Genomic DNA, 25,079 nt, shown 5'->3' with positions numbered 1-25,079 from the left:
GGCGAAGCCGAGCAGGAAAGGGCCCCGCCTCACGCGAGGTACACCGGGCAGCTTCCCCACTTGCCGCACACCACTCGCCAGGGCGCGCAGCGCCCGAAGCGAAAACGTCACCACGCTGGAAGCCGAGCATGAGGCACCGTGGGGGGTCCGGGGGGCTCGGCCCCCCGGGTCAGCACGCCGAAATGAAGAGCCCGCGGAGGGCGAAGCCCGAGCAGGGCAAAGAAATGGAGGACCCCCGCGCCAGGGGGAGGAACGCGGGGGTCGGAGGGGATCTCCACAGGCGCTGACCGGGGGTGTGTCAGCGCTTCGATTGTTGCACGAGTTGGGTGGTTGGGCGAGTGCGGAGCGGGAAATTTCCCCGTGTGGTGTCACTTTGCCGTGGGGGTGACGTTCGTTCGGGTGGGGTTCTTCTCCTGGGTTGCCGATTGCGCTGCGTTGAGCGGAGCGTGGCCTCAGGTTCACTCTCCGGGGGGCTGTGTGTGGTGGCCGGTGCTGGTTAGCCTCGCGGCCAAGTTGTTGTGAGCCGTGTGGAGGGGCTATGAGCGGGTCTGTTGAAGTGCGGCAGTTCCTCCTTCGGTACGAAGGTGCCGATGGGGGGAGTGCGCCGTTTGCCGGTGCGTTGCCGGCGCAGCGGAGCGGGGCGGCCGATGCGCAGCGGGTGTCGGATGATCAGGTCCGGCGGGCTCGGCTGGCGGTGGCGCACGGTGCGCTGGGGGTCGAGGACTGTGTTCAGTTGCTGGAGATGCTGGGTCTGAACCTGGATGAGGACGGGCAGGCGCCGGTTCAGCGTTGAGCGGGCGGGCCCGGTGGGTTCCGCTGGGCCCGGCTCGTGATATTTCCGCAGGTTGTGCCGCTTTCTCGGCAATAGTTGCCGGTCAGTTCCCGGTTGGTTGACGCCCGTTTCGTAACAGTGTTACGGTTCCGATGTCGAAAGGGGCGGACGTGACGACGATCGAGGGTGCGGCGGGTCTGGCCCACCGGATCAGGCCGGTGGTGCAGGTGCTGGGCGGGAAGTTCATGACGTCGCCGGAGCTGGCCGCGGTCGAGGCGGAAGCCGGGCTGCCGCCGCGTTCGCTGTACGTGCGGGGGCGGTCGGCGGTGCTCGGGGACGTCCCGCCGAAGGTGGCCGCGGAGCTGTTCGGCATCTTCCCGCACTGGCTGTTCGAGTTCGTCCTGCCGGCGGCGACGGCGGCCCTCGACGCGGCCGCCGCGGTCCGTGCCTACGCCGAGTCATCGGCTCGGTGGTCGCGCGTCAGTCTTTCGGCCGTACCGGAGCCCGGCCGCTTGGCCGAGCTGCTGTTCCGCGTGGTGGACGCCGCGGACGCCAGCGGGCTGGCGCTCTTCGCGGGGTGGAAGAACGCCGAACGCCCGCCGGGGGACGTCGAACGCCTCGGGTTCGCGCTGATGGTCTTCCGCGAGCTGCGCGGCGGGCTCCACTTCGCGGCCTTGCGCGCACTGGGACTGTCGGTGCCGGAGGCGGTGATCGCGGACCCGGAGGGCGGCCGCGCGCGCCTGTTGCGCACGGCGTGGCCCGAGGACGCGGCCGACGAGCTGATCGCGGCAGCGGAGCGCAAGCCGGACCTGCGCGCCCGTTGGCGGCGCGCCGAGGCGTTGACCGACGAGCGCATCGGCGAACTGCTGGCGTCGGCGCTGCTCGAACCGGAGCAGGCGGAGCTCGCTCGCCGGTTGGCGGATCTGGCGGAGTTTGCGCAGGTCCGAGCCTCGCCGGAGGCTTAAGGAACCCCCTGTGCAAAGGGGTGGCGGCGTGCCCTATGCTTGTAATCGCTCCCAGGGGAACCTGAGAGCGCGGTCGGTCGGTCACCCGAAACCGGCCGGGCTCCCATCGTTCAGCGGCCTAGGACTCCGCCCTTTCAAGGCGGCAACGCGGGTTCGAATCCCGTTGGGAGTACGCAGTACTGTAGTAAAGCAAGGCCCTGTGGCGCAGTTGGTTAGCGCGTCGCCCTGTCACGGCGAAGGTCGCGGGTTCGAGTCCCGTCAGGGTCGCAAGATCGTTCGGCTCCTTGCCGGCGTTCCCGGCCAGGTAGCTCAGTTGGTACGAGCGTCCGCCTGAAAAGCGGAAGGTCGCCGGTTCGACCCCGGCCCTGGCCACACCATCTACCTGTGCAAACAGCCCCCACCGAACCCGGTGGGGGCTGTTTCGTCTGTCCTCCGTCTCAGTCTCCGTCTCAATCGCCCTTCTTGCGCTTGCCCTTCGCCTTGCGCTCGGGCATCTACAAAACTCGTTCAGCTGGTCCGCGATGTCCCGGCGGAGCCCGCCGGTCATGTGCTGGTACCACTTCGCCATGGTGCTGTTCGACCAGCCCATGAACTCCATCACAGCCCGTTCCGGCACCCCGAGCACGAGCAGCACGGTCGCCGCGGTGTGCCGCGCGTCGTGCAACCGGGGCTTCCCGCCCCCCGGCCTCTTCGAGCAGCGCCTTCCACTCGTCTAGGTCCCGACGGGGTCGAGCGGCTTCCCGTTCGGCTGGGTGAACATCCACTCGCCCCCGTGCCACTCGGACCCCGCGTGCTCCCGCTCCTTGGCCTGCTGTTCCTCGTGCGTCACCAGCAGGTCGTAGAGCCGGCTCGGCAGCACGATGCCCCGGCGGCCCGCCGACGACTTCACGTCAACCTCGAATAGAGCCTGTTTCAATGTCGTAGCCACTTGTTGATCGCCGCTATGTGCCCAGTTGCCTCGTAGCGAACGGCGAGTTTGTCGAACCGTGTGGCCACGGCGCGGTTGCGTTCGAGCCGGTTGATGCCGCACGCGACCGCGTGTCGTTGCTTGTAGATCTCTGGGTCGAATGCCGGTGGCCGGCCACCGGCCCGGCCGCGGTTGCGGCGATGCTGGACCGGATCAGAGGGCTGGGGAATCGTGCACGCGATCCCGCGTCGCCGCAGATAGGCCCGGTTGGCGCGGGAACTGTCGGCCTTGTCCGCCAGGCCACGATCCGGCCGGGTCCGAGTACGCCCACCACCAATCCGGGCGACCCGGACCTTGGCCAGCACCGCCTCGAACTGCGGGGAATCACCCCGCTGACCGGCGGTCACCAGCAACGACAATGGCTTCTGGCCTTGCTCGGTGGCCAGGTGCAGCTTGGTCGTGAAGCCTCCCCGCGACCGGCCCAGCGCGTGGTCGGCCGGCTCGGGCTTGCCGACACCGCCTGGCGGTTCTTTTTGCAGAGCACCGTCGATGCGGGCGCCCGCGGCGTGCTGGTGAGCCCGGTTGATCGTGGAATCCTCCCAGGTGATTAGCCCGGCGGCGTCGGCCCGAGTCTGCAGCCCGGCCAGGATCAGCGCCCACACACCGGCGCGCTGCCAGCGCCGGAACAGGCCGTAGACGGTTTGCCAGCAGCCATACACCGGTGGGACGTCACGCCACGGTGAACCGACACGAACCCGCCAGCGGATACCGTCCAGGAGCTGGCGTCTACTCCACAGTGGTGGGCGGCCGGGCTTCTTGCCGACGGGCAGCAGCGGTTCCAGGATCGCCCACTGCGCGTCGGTCAGATCGGCTCGCCCCGTCGCCGCTAGGCTGGGCACGAGGTCTCCGGTGTTCTTGATCAGCTTGGTCGTTGATCGGTCTACCGGAGACCTCGTCTATCTGATCCAAGACACGCCGCACCCACCACGCCGACCAGAAGCTCCGCTGGTCAGCACATCGAAACAGGCTCTAGGCCGCCGCCGTGCCGCTGCGGGCACCACCCCGCGTGGCTCGCACAGTCCGGCGGACACGGCTTCCGGTGATGCCGTTTGCAGTCCTCGGGGCAGGACCGCACCTTGTGGTACTTCGCGCCGCACTTGTGCGGGTTGTCGCACCCGTGCTGCCACGTCTGGCGCTGCAGTTGCTTGGCGCTCCGCAATGCCGGGTGCTCCCGATCGAGCCGCGACCATTCAGCCCGATGGTTTCTCCTTGCCGCGTGCCGAGCGCGAGTACGAACCGGACACCGTTTCGCCGCGCGAGCGCGGTCACCAGGAGCCGCCCGATCTCGTTCGCCTCGAACGGCTCGATCTTGTGTTCTTCGACGCGCGGCGCCTTTGCGAGCTCCACCAGATTGCCGGTGATGTGCTCGCGGAGAAGGGCTTCGCCGAACGCAGTCCGTGCGGTGCGGTGCACTTGGTGCGCCGTTGCTGCTTTGAGCCCGGACTTGAGCATCTTCGCGTACAGCTTCTTGAAGTGCTCCGGCTTGATCTTGTCGACGCGGTGCGCGCCCAGATTCGGAATGAGGTGCTTGTTCACCTCGGTGCGGTACGCGTTCCCGGCCTTGTAGCGGACGGACGGAAGCGCGATGTTTTCGAGCCAGTGAGTCAGCCAATTTTCGACCGTCCACGAGCGACGGCTTTCTTAACTTTGCCCGCGCCGCGCTGCTTTTCAAGCGTGCGAACGGCTTCGATGACCTCAGCCTCGGTCTTGCGCTCGACGTGGCGCCGGTCAGGCTTGCCGTCGTCGCGGATCCCCATGGTGACGCGACCGTGCCATTTCCCGTCCTTTCCAAGGTAGATAGAGCTGGCACCGTTCGGTGCGCGTGTGCCCTCGGGTCGTTTCTTGCGTGGCATCGGTATTCTTTTCGATCAGGCGGCGTGCTGGGCCGCGGTGAGCTTGGCGATGTAGTCGGTAATTGCGGTGTAGGGAACGCGCCGGAGGCGGCCGACTTGAACGGTTTCGATGTGGTCGGCACCGAAGGTCGTGGCGATGGAGCGGCCGACGGAATCTATTCCTTTGCGGTTGCTACTGAGCGCCAACTTTGCCCTTCGTGCCGCGTTGGGCTCAGCTCATAGGCACGACATCGCGGAACTCCGCGCTGGCGCTGACCGAGCTTGGGTTCTTGCGCACGAGTCCCGCTATGACGAGGTGGTGGCTCTGCTGGAAGTGCTTCTGCCGAGGTTGGAGACGTCATCGACTGGGCCCAATTCCATTGAGTTGTACGCGCTTCTTGCGCGGAGTTAACACGCTTGCGCGTCGTCGTTGGCGAAGCTGCGACAATTTGACGCTGCGTGGGTTGCGGCGGACCGCGCTGTTTCCGATGCCGGACGCGCAGGTGACCCGCTGCTATGGCGGAAGGCGCGTTCCTGCTGGCGCTGGTCTTCCTCGGGCTCGCCAGTTCGACCAGGCTGAGCACATCGCAAGTACCGCTAGTCAGGCTTTAGAGAGTCTGATCGCACAGGGGGTTCCGGAAGCCCTGAGTGTGTACGGGGCACTCATCTTGCAACTTGCGGTCATAGCTGCGCAGACGGAGAGGGCGGAAGATGCGGCAGTTCCTTGATCGCGCTCAGGGAATAGCGAACAAACTCGGTGTCGATCGAAATGACTACCACACCGAGTTTGGCCCGACCAATGTTCAGCTTCACGAGGTGGCGGTAGCCGTCGTTCTGGGTGACGCTGGCGAGGCGATTCGACGGGCCGAGGCGGGTTGACGCGTCTGAGCTGTCGCCAGAACGCCGTGGCCGGCTACTCATCGATGTGGCGCGAGCTTGAACACAGCGGCGAAACGTGGAACGTGCGCTTGCGGCCCTTGAAGACGCAGAGGACATCACTCCTGAGCAGGTGCACAGCCATCGCCTTGTGCGCGCCCTGGTGAACGACCTACTTCGAATGGCGCCCGAATCGGAGAAGGCGCGAGCGCTTCCGCCGTCTCCGTGACGACGTCCTAACCTAGACCCAACTCAGCACTGCCCTAGAAGGACCCGGTCAGGAATGACGCACTGACCGGGTCCTTTCGTACTGGCCTGGGCCTGGCACGCGTCTGTCATGCAGGTGAAGGTACCCAGGTGCGTGCCGGGATCCCGTGTCGCCGGTCAGTGTGAAGGGATCACCACATTGCCAGTCGCGGGCTCACCGACAACAGGTGATCTATCGAGACGACATGTTCCAAATTCACCGTGCGACTGATCGTGGCGACGGCGATCGAACTTCCGGAAATGCCGGCGGAGCGGACTTGCGTGTGTGGATTCTGCCCCATGGTGCACACGCTAGCTAGCGGTTAGTGCTGCCCATCGCTGTGGTTGAGAATCTCTTCGACGATGATTTCGATCGCTCGGTCTTGGTCGGTGCGTGAGATTTGCTCAGCAGGCGGCAGTTCGACGCGTACTCGTCGAGTGACCGCGTCGTGCTTAGGCTGCAAGGTTTTGGTTCGCAGGTCCTTGTAGATAGTCCAGGCGAGGGTGGCCGTGCTTACAATTAAGGAACCTAGTGTGACCGGATCGAAGTATTGGTCCGGCTTCGGTTGCGCATCGCGTGCGTGCAGGGCTGCCGCTACGTCGGCTTCGAGGCGTTGCCGATCACCCGATGCGAGTCGGCGTGCTGCGGCGTGTGCTGCGTGTTCGACCGGTCCACCGATTGCAGGCGTCTGCTTACTCATCGTTTTCCTTCGTTGCGTCACTGTTCTTAATGAACTTCATTACCTGTGGCGGCGGCGGTGCTCCAGTCACGCCGATCCAGACTTCCTCCAAGGTCTGCAAGCCGAGGTGCGCTGTCAACCGAGTCAGCCGCCCACGATCGGAGCTTGATGCAGGATGCGGAAGCTCGTCGGATGCTGTCATGCATCGGACTGTCCACTCAAGTGCCTCGCGCGTTTTTCCCTGCGTTTCGGCGAGAATCCCCAGCATCCTGCAAGACTTCACTATCCCGGGCCGATCACCCAGCTCCTCTTTGATGGTGAGGGATTGGCGGTACCACTGCTCGGCCTCGTCCAACCGCCCCCGAGCATGCGCCAACGTGCCGAGCTGGTGGTAAGAGGTGCTTGCGCCGGCCCGATCGCCTAACTCCTCGTCGATGGTGAGGGATTGGCGGTACCACTGCTCGGCCTCGTCCAACCGCCCCCGAGCATGCGCCAACGTGCCGAGCTGGTGGTAAGAGGTGCTTGCGCCGGGCCGATCGCCTAACTCCTCTCTGATGGTGAGGGATTCGCGGTACCACTGCTCGGCCTCGTCCAACCGCCCCCGCAACTGCGCCACGATACCGAGCTGATGGGACGAGACGCTCATTCTGGGCCGATCACCCGATTCTTCCATAATGGTGAGGGATTGGCGGAACCACTGCTCGGCCTCGTCCAATCGCCCCCGCTCCTCCGCCACCCTGCCGAGCTGGTGATATGACATAGCCATGCCGGGCCGGTCACCCAACTCCTCTCTGATGGTGAGGGATTCGCGGTACCACTGCTCGGCCTCGTCCAACCGCACCCGGAACTGCGCTACCATGCCGAGCTGTTGGCTGGCGGTTGCCAGATTATGACGTTGCTGCTTCGAGTCCGGCTGTGCCAACAGCATCTCGCGAATCTTGACATAGCTGGCCTCAGCGGCATCCAGCTGATTCGCGCGATGTAGGCGATTGGCTTGCGCGCCGACCATGAACAGCCAGAGTGCTCCCGCGGGTTGGTGGAGCGGTGGCGGATTCCCGTTTGCGTCCTCCAGGGCAAGCTGGGCTCGGTCGACCCAACCACGGGCTTCGACGGTCAATCCACTGCGAGCCCAGAACTGTTCTAGAGGCTGCACAATGGCCTGGGCCTTAGACCAATGGTGGTGATGCAACGCAAACCCAAAGAAGTGTCCCAACATCCGCCGCTGAAGGCCAATGACCTGGTACGCCAATGCGGCATCACCTGAACTGATCTGCTGGTTCAGCCAGATTCCGAGCTGACTGTATGCCGCGAGCAGCGCGTGTTCGGCGGCGGCGCGGTCCACTGAATAGTTGCCGGGGTGCTCGGCGTGCCACTGCTGAGCCAGGTAGGCCGGCAGTGCCGGGTGAAGGCCGTACATGCCCCCGCCCCATGCGGTCAGCAGTCCCACCGCGGCCCCCTGGTCCATAACGGAAGCCCAGCCGTCAGCGTCGATTCCGCGGAAACGGTCGGGAACACACTCGGCACTGGAGAACCAGCCGAGCACGTCAACGTCGGCGACGCCGATACACAGGCTGAGCACCACCAGTAGCCGGCGTGCGGTGGGGTCGAGGTGGGTGATGGAGTAGGTGATGCTCGCCGCCAAGGACGTGGTGCGACCATCGTCGCCACTGTCAGGCAGAGGGTGAGTGCCGCGCAGGCCGTCCAGAAGGATGTCCGGATCGGTGGTGTCCAGGTGTGGCAGCAGCAACCGCATGCTTAGCGGGTGCCCGTCCAGCCAATCCAGCAACTCGGCGAACGCACGAGCCGCTCGCCGCGGGGCCGCCGCCGGGAAGGGATGCAGCACCTGATCGGCGTACTGTACGGCCTCGTCGCGGGTAAGGCCCCCCAGCTGGATGCGGCGCAGCTCGCCCAGCCAGGACTCCGGAGCGCGGCTGGTGACTAATACTGCACTGCGACTGCCGGTGGCGACAGTGTGAAGAAAATCTCGGAGTTCGTCCCGTGCCGCCTCGTCCAGGAGTGGGGTCGCTGAGGTGGGGTCAGGCATCGAGCATACTGACTCAAAGTTGTCCCACACCACAAGCACCCGGCGCTCCCGCAGCAACTGGTGGACCAGAGCCCTGCGGTCGGGCGGATCCTGACGAGCGAAGTCCGTGCCAAACACCTGCAGGCCGATCGCCGAGATCACTCCGTCGAGCCCGAACGAGGCCACGCCGGGCTCGAAGGAATGCCAGATCACCCATTCGGGATGCTCCACTCCGCTGGTGTCACGCCACCACCGTCCGAACGCCTTTGCCAGCTCGGACTTCCCGGTTCCGCCCGGGCCGTGCACGATCACCACCCGCTGGGTTTGAGCGGCGACCTCCAAGGTGTAGAACCATTCGTCTCGCCCGACGAACTCGCCCACCGGGGCGAGCGCGTCCCGCTCGCCGTCTGTGCCGGAGGCGCGCAGGGCGTCCAGCGCGGCGTCCAAAGTCACCCCACCAGGCGTGGCGGGGACGGTCTTCAGGTTGGGGAAGTGCACCTCGCGGCGCCAGTAGTGCACCGGGATGACCCAGTCCGCGAGTGGCAAATCACCCTTTGGACAGGGACGTTCCGGTCGGCGGGCCATCCGGGCACGACCGGCCAGAACCGCACCGGTGACCGTGTCGCCAGCGAACAACCGCTCGTAGAAGGCGGTCATGAACTCGGCTGCGGCCACGGCGTACACGCTGTAGGCCATCGCCACCACGGCCGACGCACCGCCGGCCAGCAGCCGGGTCGCGACCGCGGCCTCCAACTGCTTGCCGACCGCGCCGGACTGGCAGGCGTTAAGAACGACCACTGGCACCTGAGCCTCAGCCAACACCTGCCCGATCCGCGCTGCCGGCACCTGGTCGGCACCACCCTCGGGCTTTTCGAATACCAGCACACCTTCGCCCGCCGGCTGACCGAAGCTCAACGGCACGCTCGCGCTGGCTCCGGCTCGGGTACCAGCCATCACGCCGTGACCGTCGAAGTGCACGATCTGAAACGGTTTCCCCGCGACGCGGGCCGCTTGCAACGTCTCGACCAATGCCTCCAGCGTCGGCGGGCGTAGCACCACCAAGTCGACCTGGCCTCTCACCGCCTCCAGCCGGCGCAGCAGCGGACGGGCAATCATCTGGTAGCCGACGTCGTCGGTGCCGCGTGGGCGGGAGATCACCATCAACACCCGCAGTCGTGCACCGCCGACGGCGAAGGTCTGCCCCTGCGGCGCGCTCGGCAGGCTACGGCTGATGCCCAGCCCGTCCAGTACGACCGGCGCGGGCCGATCAGGGTCGCGCAGCAGCTCCCAGGGCAGCCCCAGCCAAGCCGGCGCCGCCGACCGCAGGACGATCTCCGTCGCGCCAGGCTGCACAGAACACTCACGAATGGCGATATAGGCGTCGCGCGCCGGACCCGACCCGAATAAGGCGGAGAACATCGCCTTGCCCCACTCTGGGAGCCGTTGGGCGATCCGGCTGCCGCGGTCCTCGTAGACCCCGTAGGGTGCTCGAAGGTAATCCTCCAGATACCACCGCAGATCTTCATGGTGATCCGCATCCAGCGGCCACGTCAGCACAGCGGGCTCGCTAGCTGAACGGGGGAGCTCATGGGCCCTCCAGATGGAGACCGACGTACGTCCCTCTACGTCAACATCGACCAGTAGCCGGTCCACCACGATGACATCAGAGCTCCTCTCGCAGCCTCCAGTCGCCAGTAACCCACACAGCGTTACGCCGAACTCCACATCGATATACAGTGGCGGGGGTCACGCAAACGCGCTCTCATGCCGCAGACGAGGCGTTCGGGAACGCCTCGGCAGTCAGGAGAACGGCGCGATGTCCTGTTCTACTTCTGGCGCTGCCGCGGTTGGTCCCACGCCTAGCAACGCGGTGGTCCTTCGGCGATGGCAAACGACTCTCCGGACGTGCTCGCTTGGGGTGACCAGTTGGACCGCGGGCCGTCTCAGTCTCCGTCTCAGTTCATGCCCGTTCAGACTGTGGCTGCTGTTCCAGGGGTTCCCTGACCAGGGCTTCGGCACCAGGATGAACTCGACTGAACGGTCTTGCCGAGATCTGAAAGCGGAAGGTCGCCGGTTCGACCCCGGCCCTGGCCACGTTCGAAGAAGCCGTCTTGACTCCGGTCAAGGCGGCTTTCTTGTGTGCGCGGAAATGTCGGTGGTGACCGGCACCATGACACGGTGACGAACATCTGGGACGCCGAAGCCGCCTCCTTCGACGAACAGCCCGACCACGGCCTGCGAGACCCCGCGGTGCGGGCCGCTTGGGTGGAGCTCCTGCTGCCGCTGATGCCACCGCCTCCCGCCGCCGTCGCCGATCTCGGGTGTGGGACCGGGAGTCTTGCCGTGCTGCTCGCCGAGGCCGGGCACGTCGTGCACGGTGTGGATTCCTCGCGCGGGATGCTCGCCGTCGCGCGGGGCAAAGGGGCCGGTGTCGACTTCCGCGAAGGCGATGCCGCGGATCCGCCCTGCGAGCCCGGTGCCTACGACGTCGTCCTCGTGCGGCACGTGCTGTGGGCCATGGCCGATCCGGCCGCCGCGGTCGGGGCCTGGGTGCGGCTGCTCAAGCCCGGTGGACGGCTGGTGCTCGTCGAAGGCCGGTGGTTCACCGGCGCCGGGATCGCCGCCGCGGAGTGCGAACGGCTGGTACTGGCCCACCGGGAAACCGCGGCGGTGACCCGGCTCGACGACCCCGCCCTGTGGGGCGGGCCGATCGAGGACGAGCGGTACGTGCTCGTCAGCCGGAGCTGAGCCTAGTACCGCTAGGCCGAACGAGTGAACCGCCGACACCCGTGTCCGGTGCAGCGAAACCGTTCCGACCACCCCGCGAAGGCAGCCACCGGAGGCCGCCACCGTCACGGGAGCCGAACATGCGTTACCTCCTCACCCTCCACATGGACCCCACCCTCTGGGCCACCCTCACCGACGACCAGAAGACCGCCGTCTTCGAAGGGCACGGGGACTTCATCAAGCTCGTCACCGAGTCCGGGGAAATGGTCGAGACCAAGGCGCTCGCCGAACCCGACGCGACCACGACCGTCCAGGTCCGCAACGGTGTGGTGCAGACGAAAACCGGCGGCTTCGTCGACTCCGGCGTCTTCCTCTGCGGCTACTACGTCGTCGACGTCGAGAGCGAAGCGCGGGCCGTCGAGCTGGCCGCGAAGATCCCCGACGCCCAGTACACCGCCGTCGAGGTGCGGGCGGTCGTCCACGAAGGTTGACCTCCAGCTAGGTCGAAGGTCCATCCTGCTTCCATGACCACACCTGGGGAATGGGGTATCGGCGCCGTCGACCTCGACGCCTACCTCGCGCGCGTCGGGCAACCCCGGCGGACGCCGTCCGCGGCCGCGCTGGCGGAACTCATGCGGGCGCACGCCCGCGCCATCCCGTTCGAGAACGTCGACGTCGTTCTCGGGCAGCACCAAGGGATTTCGCTCGACGTCGTGCACGCCAAGCTCGTCGGACGGCGGCGGGGCGGCTACTGCTACGAACAGAGTGGCCTCTTCGCCGCCGTCCTCGAACAGCTCGGCTACACCGTGCACCGGCTGTCCGCGCGCGTGCAACCGCGGCGGCCCGGGCCGTACACGCACATGACCCTCGTCGTCGACGTGGACGGCGGGCAGTACCTCGCCGATGTCGGGTTCGGGGCCGGGATCCTCGACCCCGTGCCGCTCGTCGACGGCCACGAAACCGACCAGGCCGGCTGGCCGCACCGCATCCGGCGCACCGGAGACTGGTGGACGCTGCAGAAGGGCGACGAGGACGTCCTCGAGTTCCGCCTCAACGAGATGCACCCCATCGACTACGAGGTCTACCACCACTACACGTCGACGCACCCGAAGTCGCCGTTCACCGGACGGCTGGTGGTCATGACGATCGAGCCCGGCGTCAGCCGCCGGCTGCTCGGCCGCGAACTCACCGTCGAAAAGCCCGGCAGCAGCAGCGAAACCACCACCGTCGCGCCCGGGGAACTCGACGCCACCCTCAAGGACCTCGGCATCGAACTGACCGCGGACGAACTGGAACGGCTGCAGCGGGTCTACTGACCGAACAACTCGGCCGCCGGCACCGGACGGCCGAGGTGGTAACCCTGCGCCTGGTCGCACCCGAGCCGGCGGAGCAGCTCGACCTGCTCCGCCGACTCGACGCCCTCGGCGATCACCGTCAGGTCCACCGCGTGCGCCATCGCGATGATGCTCGTGACGATCGCCTCCGCGTCCCGCGATCCGGCGATCCCCGTGATGAACGAGCGGTCGATCTTGAGCGTGTCCAGCGTCAGCCGGCGCAGCTGGGCGAGCGACGAATACCCGGTGCCGAAGTCGTCGATCGCCAGCAGCACGCCCAGCGAACGCAGGGCCGCCAGCACTTCCCCGGCCGCTTCCTGGTCGCGCATCAACGCGCTTTCGGTGACCTCCAGGCACAGCGCGTCCGCGGGCAGCCCGGTGCTCGCCAGCGCGTCCTCGACCGCCGGAACCAGGTGCGGGTCGTCGAGCTGCCGCGTCGACAGGTTGACCTTCAGCGTCAGGTCCAGGCCCTGGCGGACGCGGCGGGTGGCCAGCTCCCGGGTCGTCGCGCGCAGCATCTCCTTGCCGATCACGTTGATCAGGTCGCTTTCTTCGGCGAGCGGGATGAACTCCGCCGGCGAAATCGCGCCGTGCCGGGGGTGCGTCCACCGCAGCAGCGCCTCCACCGCGACCATCTCACCGGTCCGCAGGTCGACGACCGGCTGGTAGGCGGGCCAGAGCTGGCCGTCGTGGACGGCGGCGCGCAGGTCCTGCTCCATCCGCAGCCGCCGCTGCATCCGCTCGCGCAGGCCGACGTCGAAGAAGTGGTGGCGCCCGCGGCCGAGCGCTTTCGCTTGGTACATCGCGACATCCGCGTCGCGCAGCAGGTCTTCGGCGCTGCGGCGGTCGTCGCGGCCGACGAGCACGACACCGATGCTCGCGTCGAGGTGCAGCTGACGGCCCAGCACGCCGATCGGCTCGGCCAGCGCGGCCCGCAGGTGCTCGGCCAGCGCGCGGACCTCGGCCGGGTCGGTGACCTCGGCGGTGACGACGACGAACTCGTCGCCGCCCAGCCTGCCGACCAGGTCCTCGCGCCCGGATCCGCGGCGCAGGCGCTCCCCGACGATCCGCAGCACCTGGTCGCCGACCGAGTGCCCGAGCGAGTCGTTGATGACCTTGAACTTGTCCAGGTCGAGGAACAGCACGGTGACCGCACCCCGCTCGCGGACGTCGAGCCTGCCGAGCACCAGGGTCCGGTTCGCCAGCCGGGTCAGCGGATCGTGCGTGGCGTCGTACGCGAGCTGCGCGCTGATCGCCCGGGTCTCGGTGATGTCGGTGAACGACGTGACGACGGCCATCGCCGCCGGGTCGTCCGCGTCGAGCAGGCGCGAGGTCAGCGACACCCAGACGTCCCGGCCGTCCGGCCGGCGCAGGCGCACGACCAGCCCGTTGTGCGCGACCCCGGTCCGCCGCGTCTGCACCGACGGCAGTTCGTCGGGCGGGATCCACTGGCCGGACTCGGTGAACAGCGTCAGCGTGTGGCACGGGACGCCGATCAGGTCGGCTTCGGCGACGCCGAGGATCCGGCAGGCCGCCGGGTTCGCCGCTTCGATGAGCCCGGTGGCGCCCATCACGAGCACGCCTTCGTCGAGGGACGCGACGACCGTCCGGTAGTTCCGTTCGGCCCGCCGCCGCGCGGTTTCGTCGGCGCAGACCAGCACGTACCCGTCGTGCATCTCGGCGGCCGACACGCGGACCGCCAGTGGAGCGCCGTCGCGCCGCCGGTGCACCGCTTCCGCGACCCCACCGCCGCGCCGGATGGCCGGCAGGTCGAGCGGGGCGCCGACGAGCTCGCTCGCCCGCCGCCCGACGGCCTCGGCCGCGGTCCAGCCGTACACCGCCTCGGCGGCCGGGTTCCAGCTGGTCACGACGCCTTCGCCGGTGGTCGCGATCAGCGCGTCGCTGACGTGCGACACGAGCGCAGCCTGGTAGCGGAGGGCGTCGGCGGCGGCCTTCTTCGCCGTGATGTCGCGCATGACGACCTGGTACGCGGCCCCGCCGAGGCGCACCAGCACCGTCTCGACGGCGAACTTGCTGCCGTCCAGCCGGGACATCAGCGCTTCAAGCGGCTCGCTGGCCTGGCCCGGTTCCGTCAGTTCCGCCAGCTTGCCGAGCAGCACGGCCCGGGCGTCTTCGGCGACGAGGTCGCTGAACCGGCGGCCGACGACCTCCTCGGCCGAACGCGCGGCGAACGCCTCCAGGGCGGCTGCGTTGGCGTAGGTGAGCACGTCGTGCTCGTGCACGCAGATCGCGTCCGGACCCAGCTCGACCAGTGCGGCGAGCGAGTCGGCCTCCATGTGCGTCCCGTCCCCCGGTGAAGTCGGCGTGTGGCTCGTCGATTACACCACCGACTCCGGTCCGTGCCTACCCGGCGGAATCCGGGCTCGGCCTGCGGATGCCTTCCCGCAGCCACGGTCCGCAGACCAGCAGCCCGAAGTGCGCGGCGAACGCGTGGCCGAGCAGCGTGACGACCGAGTCGAGGCTCGCCGGGTCGTCGCTCAGCCAGATCGCGGCGATGAACGCCTCCGTCGCGGCCAGCGCGGCCAGGCGCACGCGGCCGGGCAGCAGGAACACCAGCGCGCCGGCGGTGGTGAAGAAGCCGTAGCTGACCCCGATGTCGAGCCAGTGCCCGGCCGAATTCGGCAGCACGTGGGCATTGATCAGCGCCATCACCGGCAGTTCGGTGGCGAGCGTGGCGACGATGTGGCCGGCGAAGAAGACCAGCGCCGTGCGGCGGGCGCCGAACCGGCGTTCCAGCGGCGCGACGGCGACCGCGAAGATCAGGGCGTAGGGCAGCCAGCTTTCGCCGGGCAGCCAGATCGCGCTGCTCAGCAACGAGGTCAGCGGCCGTCGCCACAGGTTGTGGGCGTCGGTGCTGGACAGCTGGAGCAGCCGGTCCGTCACCACCGGGTCGGCGAACACGAGCACGAGCGTGGTGGCCAGCAGGACGACCAGGTAGCCGAAGGTGAACGGGGTCGTCTTCGGGTTGGGGAGGTACCGGAGCATCGACCGCGGGCTGCGGCGCGCGAACGCGATCGAGGTGATCGGCCGTTCGGCTCTCAGCAGCATGGACTGAGCTTCGGTCGTCATGCTGGGAGTATCACGAGTGTCAGCTTAGAAAACGCTGTGGATGTCACTCACCGTCAGATCTTGCGTTACGTGACGAATTTTTGCCGCCCCTTCACCCGTTCGGGGGGCTTTTACGGTAAGAATACGGCCACGCTGTCGGCCGAAAGGCCTTTCGGGAGGGTCTGCCGGGGTGAACGACGAGGTATCGGTCGCCGAGCTGCTCGTGCGCGAGGGCTGGGGCGACCGTCCGGGACCGGGCCAGTCACGTTGGCGCGTGGTCGCGGTGATGCTCGCCGTCATCGTGGGCTGCGGCGCCGCGGCGGCCCTGGTCGCCTTCGGCGGCAAAGAACGCCAGGACGCCTCGCCGGTCGACCAGATCCAGGTCATCCCCTTCCCGCAGCGCACCACCGGGCTGGGTGGCGCCGACCAGGCCACGGACTCCCCGCCCGACGGCGGGATCGGCGGCGGCACCGGCGGCGACGTCGTCACGGCGGCGAACGAACACCGCGGCACCGTCACCGAGGTGCCGGGCCGCGACCCGGCCACCGGGAGCAGCAGCGCCGCCACCGCGACCCCGACCGCCACGTCGTCCGGCGCCGCCCCCTCGACCACGGGCAACGCGACGACGACACCGCCGGGGAACCCGCCACCGCCGTCCGGCGGGCACACGCCGACCCCGACCCCGACACCGCCTCGGCCGACGACGTGCTTCCTGGTCATCTGCTGGTGATCAGGCCAGCTGTTCGGTGAGGTCGCTGAAGTCCGAGGTGTTCCAGCGCTCCGGCCGCATCACGATGGCGATGTTGTTCCCGTGGGCTTCGTCGGTCGCGTCCGTGTAGGCCTCGCTCACCCCGGGCGGCAGGTAGCGGGCCGCCATCTCGTGCCGTTCCGCCTTGGTCATCGGCCACGACTCCACGACCGGACCCTCGACCGAGACGTACTTGTAGACCCCCTCCTGCTGCTGGACGCACAGCGCGAACCGGCCGGCCGCCTCGATCAGCCGGGCCTTCCGCGCGCCGGGTGACGTCATCACGACGACGTCGCCGCCCGGCTCGTAGCGGTACCAGATCGGCGTGGTCAGCGGTGCCCGCCCGGCTTCGGCCGCGACGCTGAGCACGCCGACCTGCGGCTGGGCGAGGAACGCTTCGCGCTCGTCCTTGGTCATCTTGCGGGCCATTCCGACTCCTTAAGGCAAATCGATTTGACTTAAGAGTAGCCGGGAGTCGCATCCTAAAGCAAGCAACGTTGCTTTAAGATGCGGTCATGACCCGACCCGGCGGCCGCAGCGCCCGTGTCCGCGACGCGGTGCACGACGCCGTCGTCGAGCTGCTCGCCGCCGGCGAGATCGACGCGGCGATCCCGAAGATCGCCGAACGGGCGGGCGTCAACCCGACCAGCATCTACCGGCGCTGGGGCAGCCGCGACGCACTGCTGCTCGACGCCGCGGTGACGCGCCTGCGGTCGACGTCCCCGATCCCGGACACCGGTTCGCTGCGGGGCGATCTGCTCGGCTGGGCCGAAGGTGTCGAGCGCGCGATGCGCGACCGGCACGGCCAGATCCTCCTCCGTGCGCTCGTCGCCACCCTGCGCCCGGACGAGAAGCCGATCGAATACCTGCGGGCCCGCGGCGAAGACCTGCAGGCCGCCCTCGACCGGGCCGCGGCCCGCGGCGAACCGGTGCCGTCGGTCGACGAGGTGCTCGACTACGTGCTGGCCCCGCTCTACCTGCGCGTGCTGTTCCGGCGCCCGGTCGAGCCGGGCACCGCGGCCGAGCTCGTCGGCCGGCTGCTCAAGGCGCGTTGAGCAGGTCCGGCTCCGCGCGCCGGCCGAGGTGGTTGAACAGCAGGTTCAGGACGAAGGCGAGCACCGCCGCCACGGTGATCGAGCTGCCGCAGATCGTCTGCAGCCACGCCGGGAAGTGCTTGAAGAAGCCCGGTGCGAACGCCGGCAGCAGGCCGACGCCGAGGGCCACCGCGACGACGAAGGTGTTGTGGTTGCCGGAAAACTCGACCGTCCGGAGGTTCTGGGCGCCGACGGCGGCGACCATCGCGAACATCACGACCGCGACCCCGCCGACCACCGGTTCCGGGATCGCCGCGATGAACGCGCCGACCTTCGGCACCAGGCCCATCAGCACGAGGATCCCGCCGGTCACCGCGACGACCCAGCGGCTGCGCACGCCGGTCATCCGCACCAGGCCGACGTTCTGCGCGAACGCCGTGTCAGGGAAGGAGTTCATCACCCCGCCGAGCACGGCCGAGACGCCGTCGGTGGCCAGGCCGCGCGCGAGGTCGGCGTCGGTCGGCGGGCGGCCGGTGATCTCGCCGACGGCGATCATGTCGGCGGTGGACTCGGTGAACGTCACCAGCATGACCACGCACATCGACAGCACCGCGGCGACGGGGAACGTCGGTGCCCCGAAGTGGAACGGCGAGGCGAGCCCGAACCAGCTCGCCGCGCGCAGGCCGTCCCAGTGCACCAGCCCCATCGGGATCGCGGCGACCAGCCCGATCGCCAGCGCCAGGAGCGGCCCGATCTGGTTGGCGAACCCCCGCAGCACCCGCGTGAACAGCACGAGCAGCGCGAGCACGCCGAACGCGAGCAGGATGTGCGACAGGGCCGCGTAGTCGGACGCCGTCGGGTCGTTGCCCGCGATCAGCCCCGCGCCCGGGCCGAGCAGCGAGACGCCGATGACCAGCAGCAGCGTCCCGGTGACCAGCGGCGGGAAGAACCGGATCAGCTTCGCGAACGGCTTCGCGATGAGCAGCCCGAACACACCGGAGGCGATCATCGCGCCGTAGACGGCGGGCAGCCCGTACTGGGACGCGATCAGGATCATCGGGTTCACGACGCTGAACGTCGCGCCCGCCACCACCGGCAGCCGGATGCCGAGCAGCTTCCCGATGCCGACGGCCTGTATGAGCGTCGCGATGCCCGCGACCAGCAGATCGGCGTTGACCAGCAGCCCGATCGTGGCCGGGTCGAGCTTGAGCGCGCTGCCGACGATCAGCGGGACCGCGACCGAGCCCGCGTACATGATCGACATGTGCTGGAGGCCGAGCAACGCGAGCCGGCCGGCGGGCAGGCCCTGGTCGACCGGGTGGACCGCGGTTTCCGTCATGAGTGCCCCCGTTCGTCGAACGCCCCGGTGGCACAGCCAACGCGGTGCCGGTGACCGTAGCAAGTCCCGGACGTGATGATCGTGTTTCGGGGGGCGGCGCGAAGGCCGGGAATGTGTGACCATCGGTGCATGACTTCGGGTGGCAGTTCCCAGGTGGGCCCGCCGTTTCGCGCCGATCACGTGGGGAGCCTGCTGCGGCCCCCGGTGCTGCGCGACGCACGGAGGCGGCACGAAAGCGGTGAGATCAACGCGGAGCAGCTCCGCGCGGTCGAGGACGACGCGATCCGCGACGTGATCAAGATGCAGAAGGCGGCCGGGCTGAGCTCCGCGACCGACGGCGAGTTCCGCCGCGCGTCGTGGCACATGGACTTCATCTACGCGCTCGGCGGCATCTCCAAGAGCGACCAGCGGCTGCACGTCAAGTTCCACAACCTGGCTGGTGACCTCGAGTTCAGCCCGCCGGGGCTGCAGGTCGACGGCAAGGTGCGGCTCGAGGAGCCGATCTTCGCCGACCACTTCCGGTTCCTGCAGTCCCATGTGGACCCGGGCGTGACGCCGAAGCTGACCATCCCGTCGCCGAGCATGGTCTACTACCGCGGCGGCCGGGCGGCGGTCAGCGAGAGCGTCTACCCGGACCTCGAGGAGTTCTTCGCCGACCTCAGCGCCGCCTACCGGCAGCAGGTCTCCGCGGTGCACGGCCTCGGCTGCCGGTACCTGCAGCTCGACGACACGAGCCTCGCCTACCTCAACGACCCGGCGCAGCGGGAGCTCGTCGCGCGGATGGGCGGCGACCCGGACACCCAGCACCTGCGCAACATCGCGACGCTGAACGCGGCCCTCGAAGGCCGTCCCGGGGACCTCACGGTGACGACCCACCTGTGCCGCGGCAACTTCCGGTCGTCGTGGGCCGCCGAAGGCAGCTACGAGTTCGTCGCCGAAGCGCTCTTCGGCGAGCTCGCCGTCGACGGGTTCTTCCTGGAGTACGACGACGAACGCTCCGGCGGGTTCGAACCGCTGCGGTTCGTGCCGAAGGACAAGAAGGTCGTCCTCGGGCTGGTCACGACCAAGCGGCCGGAGCTGGAGGACCCCGACGTCCTGGTGCGGCGGATCGAGGAGGCTTCGCGGTACGTCGACGTCGACCGGCTCTGCCTGTCGCCGCAGTGCGGGTTCTCCTCGACCGAGGAGGGCAACGACCTGACCGCGGACGACCAGCTGCGCAAGCTGGAGCTCATCGTCGCGACGGCCGACCGCGTCTGGGGCGGCCACTGATGATCACCTGCGTCGTCGACTACGTCATCGACCCCGCGAAGCTCCCCGACTTCGAACGCTTCGCCGCGGCGTGGATGCGCCTGGTGCAGCGCGAAGGCGGCGTCCACCACGGGTACTTCCTGCCGGCGGAGGGCGCGAGCGACGAAGCCCGGGCGCTGTTCAGCTTCGAGAGCCTGGCGGCGTACGAGCGCTACCGGGGGCTGTTCGGCGTCGACCCGGACTTCATCGAGGCGGACAAGATCCGCGACGAAACCGGGTGCGTGGTCCGGTACCGGCGGACGTTCATGCGCCCGCTGCTGCCGGACGACGAAGAAGTGTGAGACACGCGCGCGGCGGCCGCCCGCCCGGAGCGGTGCTGCGCGAGAGCGCGATGCCCTTCCTCGACGGCTCGCGGTCGTTGTGGTCGGATGGCAGGCATGGGTGTACAGAACACGGTGCTCGTCGTCGGGGCGGGGCAGAGCGGGTTCCAGGCCGTGGCTTCGCTGCGGGACCGGGGGTTCGACGGCCGGGTCGTGCTGGTCGGGGACGAGCCGGGCGTGCCGTACCAGCGGCCGCCGCTGTCGAAGGCCTACCTGGCCGGGACCGCCGGGCTCGAACACCTGCACCTGCGCGGTGAAGACTTCTTCGCGGAGAAAGAAATCGAGCTGGTCGAGGGCCGGGTCGGGACGATCGACCGCGCCGGGCGGAAGGTCCGGCTCGAGGACGGCCGCGAACTGGACTACGACCACCTCGTCCTGGCCACCGGTGCCCGCAACCGGACGCTGCCCGTACCGGGCGCGGACCTCCCGGGCGTGCTGACCCTGCGCACCCGTGCCGACGCCGACCGGCTCCGGGCGTCGCTCGAACGGGCCGAGCACGTCGTCGTGGCCGGTGGCGGGTTCATCGGGCTGGAGTTCGCCTCGCACGCGGGCCGTCCGGTGACCGTCGTCGAGGCGCAGGACCGCCTGCTCAACCGCGTCGCGACGCCGGAGATCTCCGCGTACTTCGCCGCGTTGCACCGCGAAGCCGGGCACACGGTGCTGCTGGGCCAGGGCGTCACGGCGTTCCACGGCGACTCGCGGGTGCGCGAAGTCGAGCTGTCCGACGGCCGCCGGCTGCCCGCCGACCTGGTCGTCGTGGCCGTCGGGGTCGTGCCCGAGACCTCGCTCGCCGAAGCCGCCGGGCTGCCGGTGGACAACGGCGTGGTCGTCGACGCGCACCTGAGGACCGCCGACCCGGGGATCTTCGCGATCGGCGACTGCGCCAACTTCCCGTGCGTGCAGGCGGGCGTGGCGACCCGGCTGGAGTCCGTGCAGAACGCCGTCGACCAGGCCCGCTGCGTGGCCGCGGCGATCACCGGCACCGAAGAGCCGTACGCGAGCCTGCCCTGGTTCTGGACCGACCAGGCGGGCGCGAAACTGCAGATCGCCGGAATCCTCTCCGGCGCCGACCGGACCGTGGTGGCGGGCGACCGGGCCACCGGCAAGTTCTCGGTGCTGTCGTTCCGCGACGACGTGCTGATCGCGGTGGAGTCGGTGAACAAACCCGCGGACCACATCGCGGCCCGCCGCCTGTTCACCGCCGAGCCGAAGCCCGCGTACGCCGACCTCGAAGCCAGCGCGTTCGACCTGAAGGCGCACGTGAAGTCGCGAGCCGCCTAAGATCGTCAACCCATGGTTGACGACGGCGTATCGTCAACCTAGAGTTGACGACATGACGCTTCCCGAATACTCCGTCAAGCTCGACGACCTCATCTCCGCGATCAAGAGCAACAACGACAAGGACGCGCTGGCTCAGCTGTCCGATGCCGTCTACATGGGTGAGCACCTGGGCGAAGTGGCCGACCACCTGATCGGCCACTTCGTCGACCAAGCTCGCCGGTCCGGCGCCTCCTGGACCGAGATCGGCCAGAGCATGGGCGTGACCAAGCAGGCGGCGCAGAAGCGGTTCGTGCCGAAGGTCGACCCCGGCGGCGACCCGGCCGGGACGATCGAACGGGTCTACGGCCGCTACACCGACCGGGCGCGGCACGTCGTGGTCGAGGCGCAGAAGGCCGCCGTCGACCACGGCAGCCCGCACATCGACACCGTGCACATCGTGCTGGGCCTGCTGACCGAGCCCGCCGCGCTGGCGGCCGGGGCGATCCTGGCCCAGGGCGTGCAGCTGGACGCTGTCCGCGAAGCCGCCGAAGCGCGGCTGCCCGAGGCGGTCGTGCCCGTGCCGAACCCGATGCCGTTCAGCGGCGCCGCCAAGAAGACCCTCGAGCTGACCCTGCGCGAAGGGCTGCGGCTGGGCCACAACTTCATCGGCACCGAGCACATCCTGCTGGCGCTGCTGGAACAGCGCGAAGGCACCGGCTTCGAGGTGCTCGACGGCCTCGGCGTCAAGAAGGACAAGGCCGAAGCGAAGATCCAGGAGGTGCTGGCGGAAATCCTCGCCGCACGCGGGCAGTGAGACTCCTCCTGGCCGCCGTGCTCCTCGCGGTGCTGCTGGTGACGCTGCTCTGATCGGGATGGACCAGGGGGTTTTCCCGATCAGAGCAGCACCGGCTCAGGCGTCGGACTCCGGGCGGCCGTCGGCGGCCCAGGCCGTGTGGAACGAACCTTCGCGGTCCACCCGGCGGTAGGTGTGCGCACCGAAGAAGTCCCGCTGGCCCTGCACCAGCGCGGCCGGCAGGCGGTCGGCGCGGAGGCCGTCGTAGTAGGCCAGCGCCGTCGAGAAGCCCGGCGTCGGGATACCCAGCTTGACCGCCGTCGAGATCACCGAACGCCACGAATCCTGCGCGTCCTCGACCGCCTTGCGGAAGCCGCCCGACGTCAGCAGCGTCGGCAGCTGGGGCTCGTCGGCGTAGGCCGCGGTGATGTCGTTGAGGAACTTCGCGCGGATGATGCAGCCGCCGCGCCAGATCGAGGCGACCTTGCCCAGGTCGATGTCCCAGCCGTACTCGGTCGCGCCGGCCTGGATCTGGTTGAAGCCCTGCGCGTACGCGACCACCTTCGACGCGTACAGCGCCTGCTCGACGTCGTCGGCGAAGCGCTCCAGCGAAGAGCCCGACAGCGGCGCGGCCGACGGACCGCCGAGGCCGCGGGCCGCCGCGCGCAGCGACTTCGACCCCGACAGCGAACGCGCGAAGACGGCTTCGGCGATGCCCGAGATCGGCACCCCGAGGTCGAGGCCGATCTGCACGGTCCAGCGGCCGGTGCCCTTCTGCTCGGCCGCGTCCTCGACGACGTCGACGAACGGCTTGCCGGACGCCTGGTCGACGTGCGCCAGCACCTCGGCGGTGATCTCGATCAGGTAGGAGTCGAGCCGCCCGGTGTTCCACGTGCGGAACACGTCGGCGATCTCGGCCGGAGCGTAGCCGCCCGCGTGCCGGAGCAGGTCGAACGACTCCGCGATCAGCTGCATGTCGGCGTACTCGATGCCGTTGTGCACCATCTTGACGAAGTGGCCGGCCCCGTCCGCGCCGATGTGCGTGCAGCACGGCTCGCCGTCGACCTTCGCCGAGATGTCCTCGAACAGCGGGCCGAGCGACTCGTACGACTCCTTCGAGCCGCCGGGCATGATGCTCGGCCCGTGCAGCGCGCCTTCTTCACCGCCCGAGACGCCGCTGCCGACGAAGTGCAGCCCGCGCTCGCGCAGCGCCTTCTCGCGGCGGCGCGTGTCGGCGAAGTGTGCGTTGCCGGCGTCGATGATGACGTCGCCCTCTTCGAGCAGCGGCGCGAACTCCTCGATGACGGCGTCCGTCGGCCCGCCCGCCTTGACCATGATCACGACCTGCCGGGGCCGCTCCAGCGCGTCGACGAAGTCCTGCGCGGAGTACGCCGGGATGAAGTCGCCCTCGTCGCCGAACTGCTCCACCAGCGCGCGGGTCCGCTCTTCGGACCGGTTGTGCAGGGCCACCGTGTGCCCGTGCCGGGCCAGGTTGCGGGCCAGGTTGCGGCCCATGACCGCCAGGCCGGTGACCCCGATGCTCGCCTTCTTGCTCATCCGCATCCTTCCAACGACTCATTCGATTCAGACACTAGTCCGATCGACGCCTCAAGGGAGGCCACGGAGGAGCAGCTCACCTAGTTCAGGAGAAGCAGCGGATGGGTCCCTTGTTGTAGGCGAGCATGTCGGTGATCGCCGCGACCAGGTCGATGTCGGCGCCCCACTCGGCGCCGTCGAGCTCGGCGTACGCCCGGTGCAGGTTGCCCGGCAGCCGCTCCTGCTCGCTCAGCGACGCGAAGTCGCCCAGGTCGGTCTCCTTCGCGACCTCCAGCGGCGACAGTCCGGCGGCCTTCCCGCGCTCGGCCGTCTTCTGGACGAACTGCAGGTACTCGTCCACAGTGTCCACGACGTCGAGCCCGCACGGGCCGCCGTGACCAGGCAAGATCACTTCTGGCGAAAGCTCCCGGATGACGTCGAGGCCCTTGCGCCACCCCGCCACCGAGCCCATCAGCGCGAACGGGCTGCCGCCGTGGAACACCAGGTCACCGGCGTAGAGGACGCGCTGCGCGGGCAGCCAGACCAGCACGTCGTTGGTCGTGTGCGCCGCGTTGCCCGGGTGGATCAGCTGGATCTCGACGTCCCCGGCGTGGAGGGTGAGCCGGTCGTCGAAGACGATCTCGGGCGGCCGCGACTCCAGCGTGCCCCAGTCGTTGCCGACGAAGACGCCCTCGTAGGTCTGGATGCCCTCGGCGACCATCAGCTCGCGTGTCTTGCGGTGGCCGATCACCGTCGCGCCTTCGACCAGGTAGTTGCCGTTGGTGTGGTCGCCGTGGTGGTGGGTGTTGACCAGCGTCGTCACCGGGCGGCCGGTGGCGCCTTCGACGGCCTCCAGCAGGGCGCGGGTGCGGCGCTCGGTCGCGCAGGTGTCGATCAGCACGGTGTGGTCGCCGGCGTCGACGAGCCCGCAGTTGTTGATGTACCAGGAGCCGTCCGGCTGGACGTAGCCGTGGGCCTGGTCGGCCAGCCGGGTGACGGCGGCGGCGGAGGGGGAGCGATCGGTCACGGCGTCACTATGCCCGAGACCGGGCTCCGCCGGTTGGCGGAATAATTCGGAATTTCACTGGTCCAGGCGAGTGATACCGCAGGTGACTGGCATTCTGCGGCGTTTCCTGGAACGCTGCGCGATGTCATCATCGAGATCCGCAAGGTGAAGCACTAGCCTGGGTGGGTTCGATAGTTCGCGTGCGACGGCGGCCGGTGGCCGCCGTTGCTTGGTAGTGGTCCGG

At 68.7% G+C, this 25,079-nt stretch carries 24 protein-coding genes, 3 tRNA genes and 1 pseudogene; 14 read left to right on the top strand and 14 right to left on the bottom strand.

Annotated features, from left to right (window positions below):
* Positions 1-538 precede the first annotated feature (538 nt).
* From ACLJPY_RS06620 to ACLJPY_RS06600, 5 genes are all read left to right on the top strand, one after another.
* Positions 539-793: a hypothetical protein gene (locus ACLJPY_RS06620; protein ID WP_003097372.1), complete on the top strand. Its 255-nt coding sequence runs from the start codon at positions 539-541 to the stop codon at positions 791-793.
* Positions 794-942: 149 nt separating this feature from the next.
* Positions 943-1,737 carry an SCO6745 family protein gene (locus ACLJPY_RS06615; RefSeq protein WP_410587131.1) on the top strand — a complete coding sequence of 265 codons (795 nt, stop codon included), beginning with the start codon at positions 943-945 and terminating at the stop codon, positions 1,735-1,737.
* Between the two features lie 99 nt (positions 1,738-1,836).
* Positions 1,837-1,909 (top strand) — tRNA-Glu (locus tag ACLJPY_RS06610).
* A 21-nt stretch (positions 1,910-1,930) separates the two neighbouring features.
* A tRNA-Asp gene (locus ACLJPY_RS06605) sits at positions 1,931-2,004 on the top strand.
* 31 nt (positions 2,005-2,035) lie between these two features.
* Positions 2,036-2,109 (top strand) — tRNA-Phe (locus tag ACLJPY_RS06600).
* A gap of 184 nt (positions 2,110-2,293) precedes the next feature.
* Here the strand turns inward: ACLJPY_RS06600 and ACLJPY_RS06595 are convergent.
* From ACLJPY_RS06595 to ACLJPY_RS06560, 8 genes and pseudogenes are all read right to left on the bottom strand, one after another.
* Positions 2,294-2,401, bottom strand: a pseudogene (locus ACLJPY_RS06595) (tyrosine-type recombinase/integrase); the annotation flags it as partial.
* A 48-nt stretch (positions 2,402-2,449) separates the two neighbouring features.
* Complete coding sequence (locus ACLJPY_RS06590) at positions 2,450-2,626, bottom strand: hypothetical protein (protein ID WP_410587130.1); 177 nt, start codon at positions 2,624-2,626, stop codon at positions 2,450-2,452.
* Between the two features lie 23 nt (positions 2,627-2,649).
* Complete coding sequence (locus tag ACLJPY_RS06585; protein ID WP_410587605.1) at positions 2,650-3,510, bottom strand: IS5 family transposase; 861 nt, start codon at positions 3,508-3,510, stop codon at positions 2,650-2,652.
* A gap of 163 nt (positions 3,511-3,673) precedes the next feature.
* Positions 3,674-4,291, bottom strand: a complete 618-nt coding sequence (locus tag ACLJPY_RS06580) for a hypothetical protein (protein WP_410587604.1) — start codon at positions 4,289-4,291, stop codon at positions 3,674-3,676.
* A gap of 17 nt (positions 4,292-4,308) precedes the next feature.
* Positions 4,309-4,557 carry a hypothetical protein gene (locus ACLJPY_RS06575; RefSeq protein WP_410587129.1) on the bottom strand — a complete coding sequence of 83 codons (249 nt, stop codon included), beginning with the start codon at positions 4,555-4,557 and terminating at the stop codon, positions 4,309-4,311.
* Between the two features lie 660 nt (positions 4,558-5,217).
* Positions 5,218-5,349, bottom strand: coding sequence for a hypothetical protein (locus ACLJPY_RS06570; RefSeq protein ID WP_410587128.1), 132 nt, complete (start codon positions 5,347-5,349; stop codon positions 5,218-5,220).
* 632 nt (positions 5,350-5,981) lie between these two features.
* Positions 5,982-6,359 carry a hypothetical protein gene (locus tag ACLJPY_RS06565; protein WP_410587127.1) on the bottom strand — a complete coding sequence of 126 codons (378 nt, stop codon included), beginning with the start codon at positions 6,357-6,359 and terminating at the stop codon, positions 5,982-5,984.
* Positions 6,352-9,918: a tetratricopeptide repeat protein gene (locus tag ACLJPY_RS06560; RefSeq protein ID WP_410587126.1), complete on the bottom strand. Its 3,567-nt coding sequence runs from the start codon at positions 9,916-9,918 to the stop codon at positions 6,352-6,354. The genes ACLJPY_RS06565 and ACLJPY_RS06560 overlap by 8 nt, the downstream gene beginning before the upstream one ends.
* 621 nt (positions 9,919-10,539) lie before the next feature.
* Here ACLJPY_RS06560 and ACLJPY_RS06555 point away from each other — a divergent pair.
* The 3 genes from ACLJPY_RS06555 to ACLJPY_RS06545 all read left to right on the top strand — a co-directional run bounded on the left by ACLJPY_RS06555 (position 10,540) and on the right by ACLJPY_RS06545 (position 12,404).
* Positions 10,540-11,109, top strand: coding sequence for a class I SAM-dependent methyltransferase (locus ACLJPY_RS06555; protein ID WP_410587125.1), 570 nt, complete (start codon positions 10,540-10,542; stop codon positions 11,107-11,109).
* Positions 11,110-11,228: 119 nt separating this feature from the next.
* On the top strand, positions 11,229-11,579 hold the full coding sequence (locus ACLJPY_RS06550; RefSeq protein WP_410587124.1) for a YciI family protein: 351 nt from the start codon (positions 11,229-11,231) through the stop codon (positions 11,577-11,579).
* 33 nt (positions 11,580-11,612) lie between these two features.
* On the top strand, positions 11,613-12,404 hold the full coding sequence (locus tag ACLJPY_RS06545) for an arylamine N-acetyltransferase family protein (RefSeq protein ID WP_410587123.1): 792 nt from the start codon (positions 11,613-11,615) through the stop codon (positions 12,402-12,404).
* On the opposite strand, the gene ACLJPY_RS06540 is transcribed toward ACLJPY_RS06545, so the two are convergent.
* Complete coding sequence (locus ACLJPY_RS06540; RefSeq protein WP_410587122.1) at positions 12,398-14,719, bottom strand: EAL domain-containing protein; 2,322 nt, start codon at positions 14,717-14,719, stop codon at positions 12,398-12,400. The genes ACLJPY_RS06545 and ACLJPY_RS06540 overlap by 7 nt on opposite strands.
* Positions 14,720-14,786: 67 nt before the next feature.
* Positions 14,787-15,512, bottom strand: coding sequence for a rhomboid-like protein (locus ACLJPY_RS06535; protein WP_410587121.1), 726 nt, complete (start codon positions 15,510-15,512; stop codon positions 14,787-14,789).
* 169 nt (positions 15,513-15,681) lie between these two features.
* On the opposite strand from ACLJPY_RS06535, the gene ACLJPY_RS06530 reads away from it, so the two are divergent.
* On the top strand, positions 15,682-16,221 hold the full coding sequence (locus ACLJPY_RS06530; RefSeq protein ID WP_410587120.1) for a hypothetical protein: 540 nt from the start codon (positions 15,682-15,684) through the stop codon (positions 16,219-16,221).
* Here ACLJPY_RS06530 and ACLJPY_RS06525 read toward each other — a convergent pair whose 3' ends face one another.
* Positions 16,222-16,668, bottom strand: a complete 447-nt coding sequence (locus ACLJPY_RS06525) for a pyridoxamine 5'-phosphate oxidase family protein (RefSeq protein WP_410587119.1) — start codon at positions 16,666-16,668, stop codon at positions 16,222-16,224.
* A gap of 86 nt (positions 16,669-16,754) precedes the next feature.
* Here ACLJPY_RS06525 and ACLJPY_RS06520 point away from each other — a divergent pair, with 86 nt between their 5' ends.
* Positions 16,755-17,294 carry a TetR/AcrR family transcriptional regulator gene (locus ACLJPY_RS06520; protein WP_410587118.1) on the top strand — a complete coding sequence of 180 codons (540 nt, stop codon included), beginning with the start codon at positions 16,755-16,757 and terminating at the stop codon, positions 17,292-17,294.
* Here ACLJPY_RS06520 and ACLJPY_RS06515 read toward each other — a convergent pair.
* Positions 17,281-18,612 carry a nucleobase:cation symporter-2 family protein gene (locus ACLJPY_RS06515; RefSeq protein ID WP_410587117.1) on the bottom strand — a complete coding sequence of 444 codons (1,332 nt, stop codon included), beginning with the start codon at positions 18,610-18,612 and terminating at the stop codon, positions 17,281-17,283. The genes ACLJPY_RS06520 and ACLJPY_RS06515 overlap by 14 nt on opposite strands.
* Before the next feature lie 129 nt (positions 18,613-18,741).
* Between ACLJPY_RS06515 and ACLJPY_RS06510 the strand changes: the two genes are divergently transcribed.
* The 4 genes from ACLJPY_RS06510 to ACLJPY_RS06495 all read left to right on the top strand — a co-directional run bounded on the left by ACLJPY_RS06510 (position 18,742) and on the right by ACLJPY_RS06495 (position 22,314).
* A complete protein-coding gene (locus ACLJPY_RS06510; RefSeq protein WP_410587116.1) occupies positions 18,742-19,881 on the top strand; it encodes a 5-methyltetrahydropteroyltriglutamate--homocysteine S-methyltransferase in 1,140 nt (379 codons plus the stop codon).
* Positions 19,881-20,201: an NIPSNAP family protein gene (locus tag ACLJPY_RS06505; protein ID WP_410587115.1), complete on the top strand. Its 321-nt coding sequence runs from the start codon at positions 19,881-19,883 to the stop codon at positions 20,199-20,201. Before ACLJPY_RS06510 ends, ACLJPY_RS06505 begins: the two co-directional genes overlap by 1 nt.
* 96 nt (positions 20,202-20,297) lie before the next feature.
* Positions 20,298-21,521, top strand: coding sequence for an NAD(P)/FAD-dependent oxidoreductase (locus ACLJPY_RS06500; RefSeq protein ID WP_410587114.1), 1,224 nt, complete (start codon positions 20,298-20,300; stop codon positions 21,519-21,521).
* A 52-nt stretch (positions 21,522-21,573) separates the two neighbouring features.
* Complete coding sequence (locus ACLJPY_RS06495; protein ID WP_410587113.1) at positions 21,574-22,314, top strand: Clp protease N-terminal domain-containing protein; 741 nt, start codon at positions 21,574-21,576, stop codon at positions 22,312-22,314.
* A 96-nt stretch (positions 22,315-22,410) separates the two neighbouring features.
* Here the strand turns inward: ACLJPY_RS06495 and gndA are convergent, their stop codons facing one another.
* Both gndA and ACLJPY_RS06485 read right to left on the bottom strand, forming a co-directional pair.
* Positions 22,411-23,850 carry an NADP-dependent phosphogluconate dehydrogenase gene (gene gndA, locus ACLJPY_RS06490; protein WP_410587112.1) on the bottom strand — a complete coding sequence of 480 codons (1,440 nt, stop codon included), beginning with the start codon at positions 23,848-23,850 and terminating at the stop codon, positions 22,411-22,413.
* A gap of 85 nt (positions 23,851-23,935) precedes the next feature.
* Positions 23,936-24,856, bottom strand: a complete 921-nt coding sequence (locus ACLJPY_RS06485) for an MBL fold metallo-hydrolase (RefSeq protein WP_410587111.1) — start codon at positions 24,854-24,856, stop codon at positions 23,936-23,938.
* Positions 24,857-25,079: the final 223 nt, after the last annotated feature.

This window comes from Amycolatopsis sp. lyj-23 (genome assembly GCF_046549135.1).
Lineage (GTDB): Bacteria > Actinomycetota > Actinomycetes > Mycobacteriales > Pseudonocardiaceae > Amycolatopsis.
This window is presented reverse-complemented; position numbering and strand designations above follow the sequence as displayed.

Bases quoted from the DNA above. Each gene is read 5' to 3' on its own strand.
- ACLJPY_RS06620 (WP_003097372.1), top strand. From the start codon at position 539: ATGAGCGGGTCTGTTGAAGTGCGGCAGTTCCTCCTTCGGTACGAAGGT.
- ACLJPY_RS06575 (WP_410587129.1), bottom strand. From the start codon at position 4,557: ATGCCACGCAAGAAACGACCCGAGGGCACACGCGCACCGAACGGTGCC.
- ACLJPY_RS06565 (WP_410587127.1), bottom strand. From the start codon at position 6,359: ATGAGTAAGCAGACGCCTGCAATCGGTGGACCGGTCGAACACGCAGCA.
- ACLJPY_RS06550 (WP_410587124.1), top strand. From the start codon at position 11,229: ATGCGTTACCTCCTCACCCTCCACATGGACCCCACCCTCTGGGCCACC.
- ACLJPY_RS06545 (WP_410587123.1), top strand. From the start codon at position 11,613: ATGACCACACCTGGGGAATGGGGTATCGGCGCCGTCGACCTCGACGCC.
- ACLJPY_RS06540 (WP_410587122.1), bottom strand. From the start codon at position 14,719: ATGGAGGCCGACTCGCTCGCCGCACTGGTCGAGCTGGGTCCGGACGCG.
- ACLJPY_RS06535 (WP_410587121.1), bottom strand. From the start codon at position 15,512: ATGACGACCGAAGCTCAGTCCATGCTGCTGAGAGCCGAACGGCCGATC.
- ACLJPY_RS06525 (WP_410587119.1), bottom strand. From the start codon at position 16,668: ATGGCCCGCAAGATGACCAAGGACGAGCGCGAAGCGTTCCTCGCCCAG.
- ACLJPY_RS06520 (WP_410587118.1), top strand. From the start codon at position 16,755: ATGACCCGACCCGGCGGCCGCAGCGCCCGTGTCCGCGACGCGGTGCAC.
- ACLJPY_RS06515 (WP_410587117.1), bottom strand. From the start codon at position 18,612: ATGACGGAAACCGCGGTCCACCCGGTCGACCAGGGCCTGCCCGCCGGC.
- ACLJPY_RS06510 (WP_410587116.1), top strand. From the start codon at position 18,742: ATGACTTCGGGTGGCAGTTCCCAGGTGGGCCCGCCGTTTCGCGCCGAT.
- ACLJPY_RS06505 (WP_410587115.1), top strand. From the start codon at position 19,881: ATGATCACCTGCGTCGTCGACTACGTCATCGACCCCGCGAAGCTCCCC.
- ACLJPY_RS06500 (WP_410587114.1), top strand. From the start codon at position 20,298: ATGGGTGTACAGAACACGGTGCTCGTCGTCGGGGCGGGGCAGAGCGGG.
- ACLJPY_RS06495 (WP_410587113.1), top strand. From the start codon at position 21,574: ATGACGCTTCCCGAATACTCCGTCAAGCTCGACGACCTCATCTCCGCG.
- gndA (WP_410587112.1), bottom strand. From the start codon at position 23,850: ATGAGCAAGAAGGCGAGCATCGGGGTCACCGGCCTGGCGGTCATGGGC.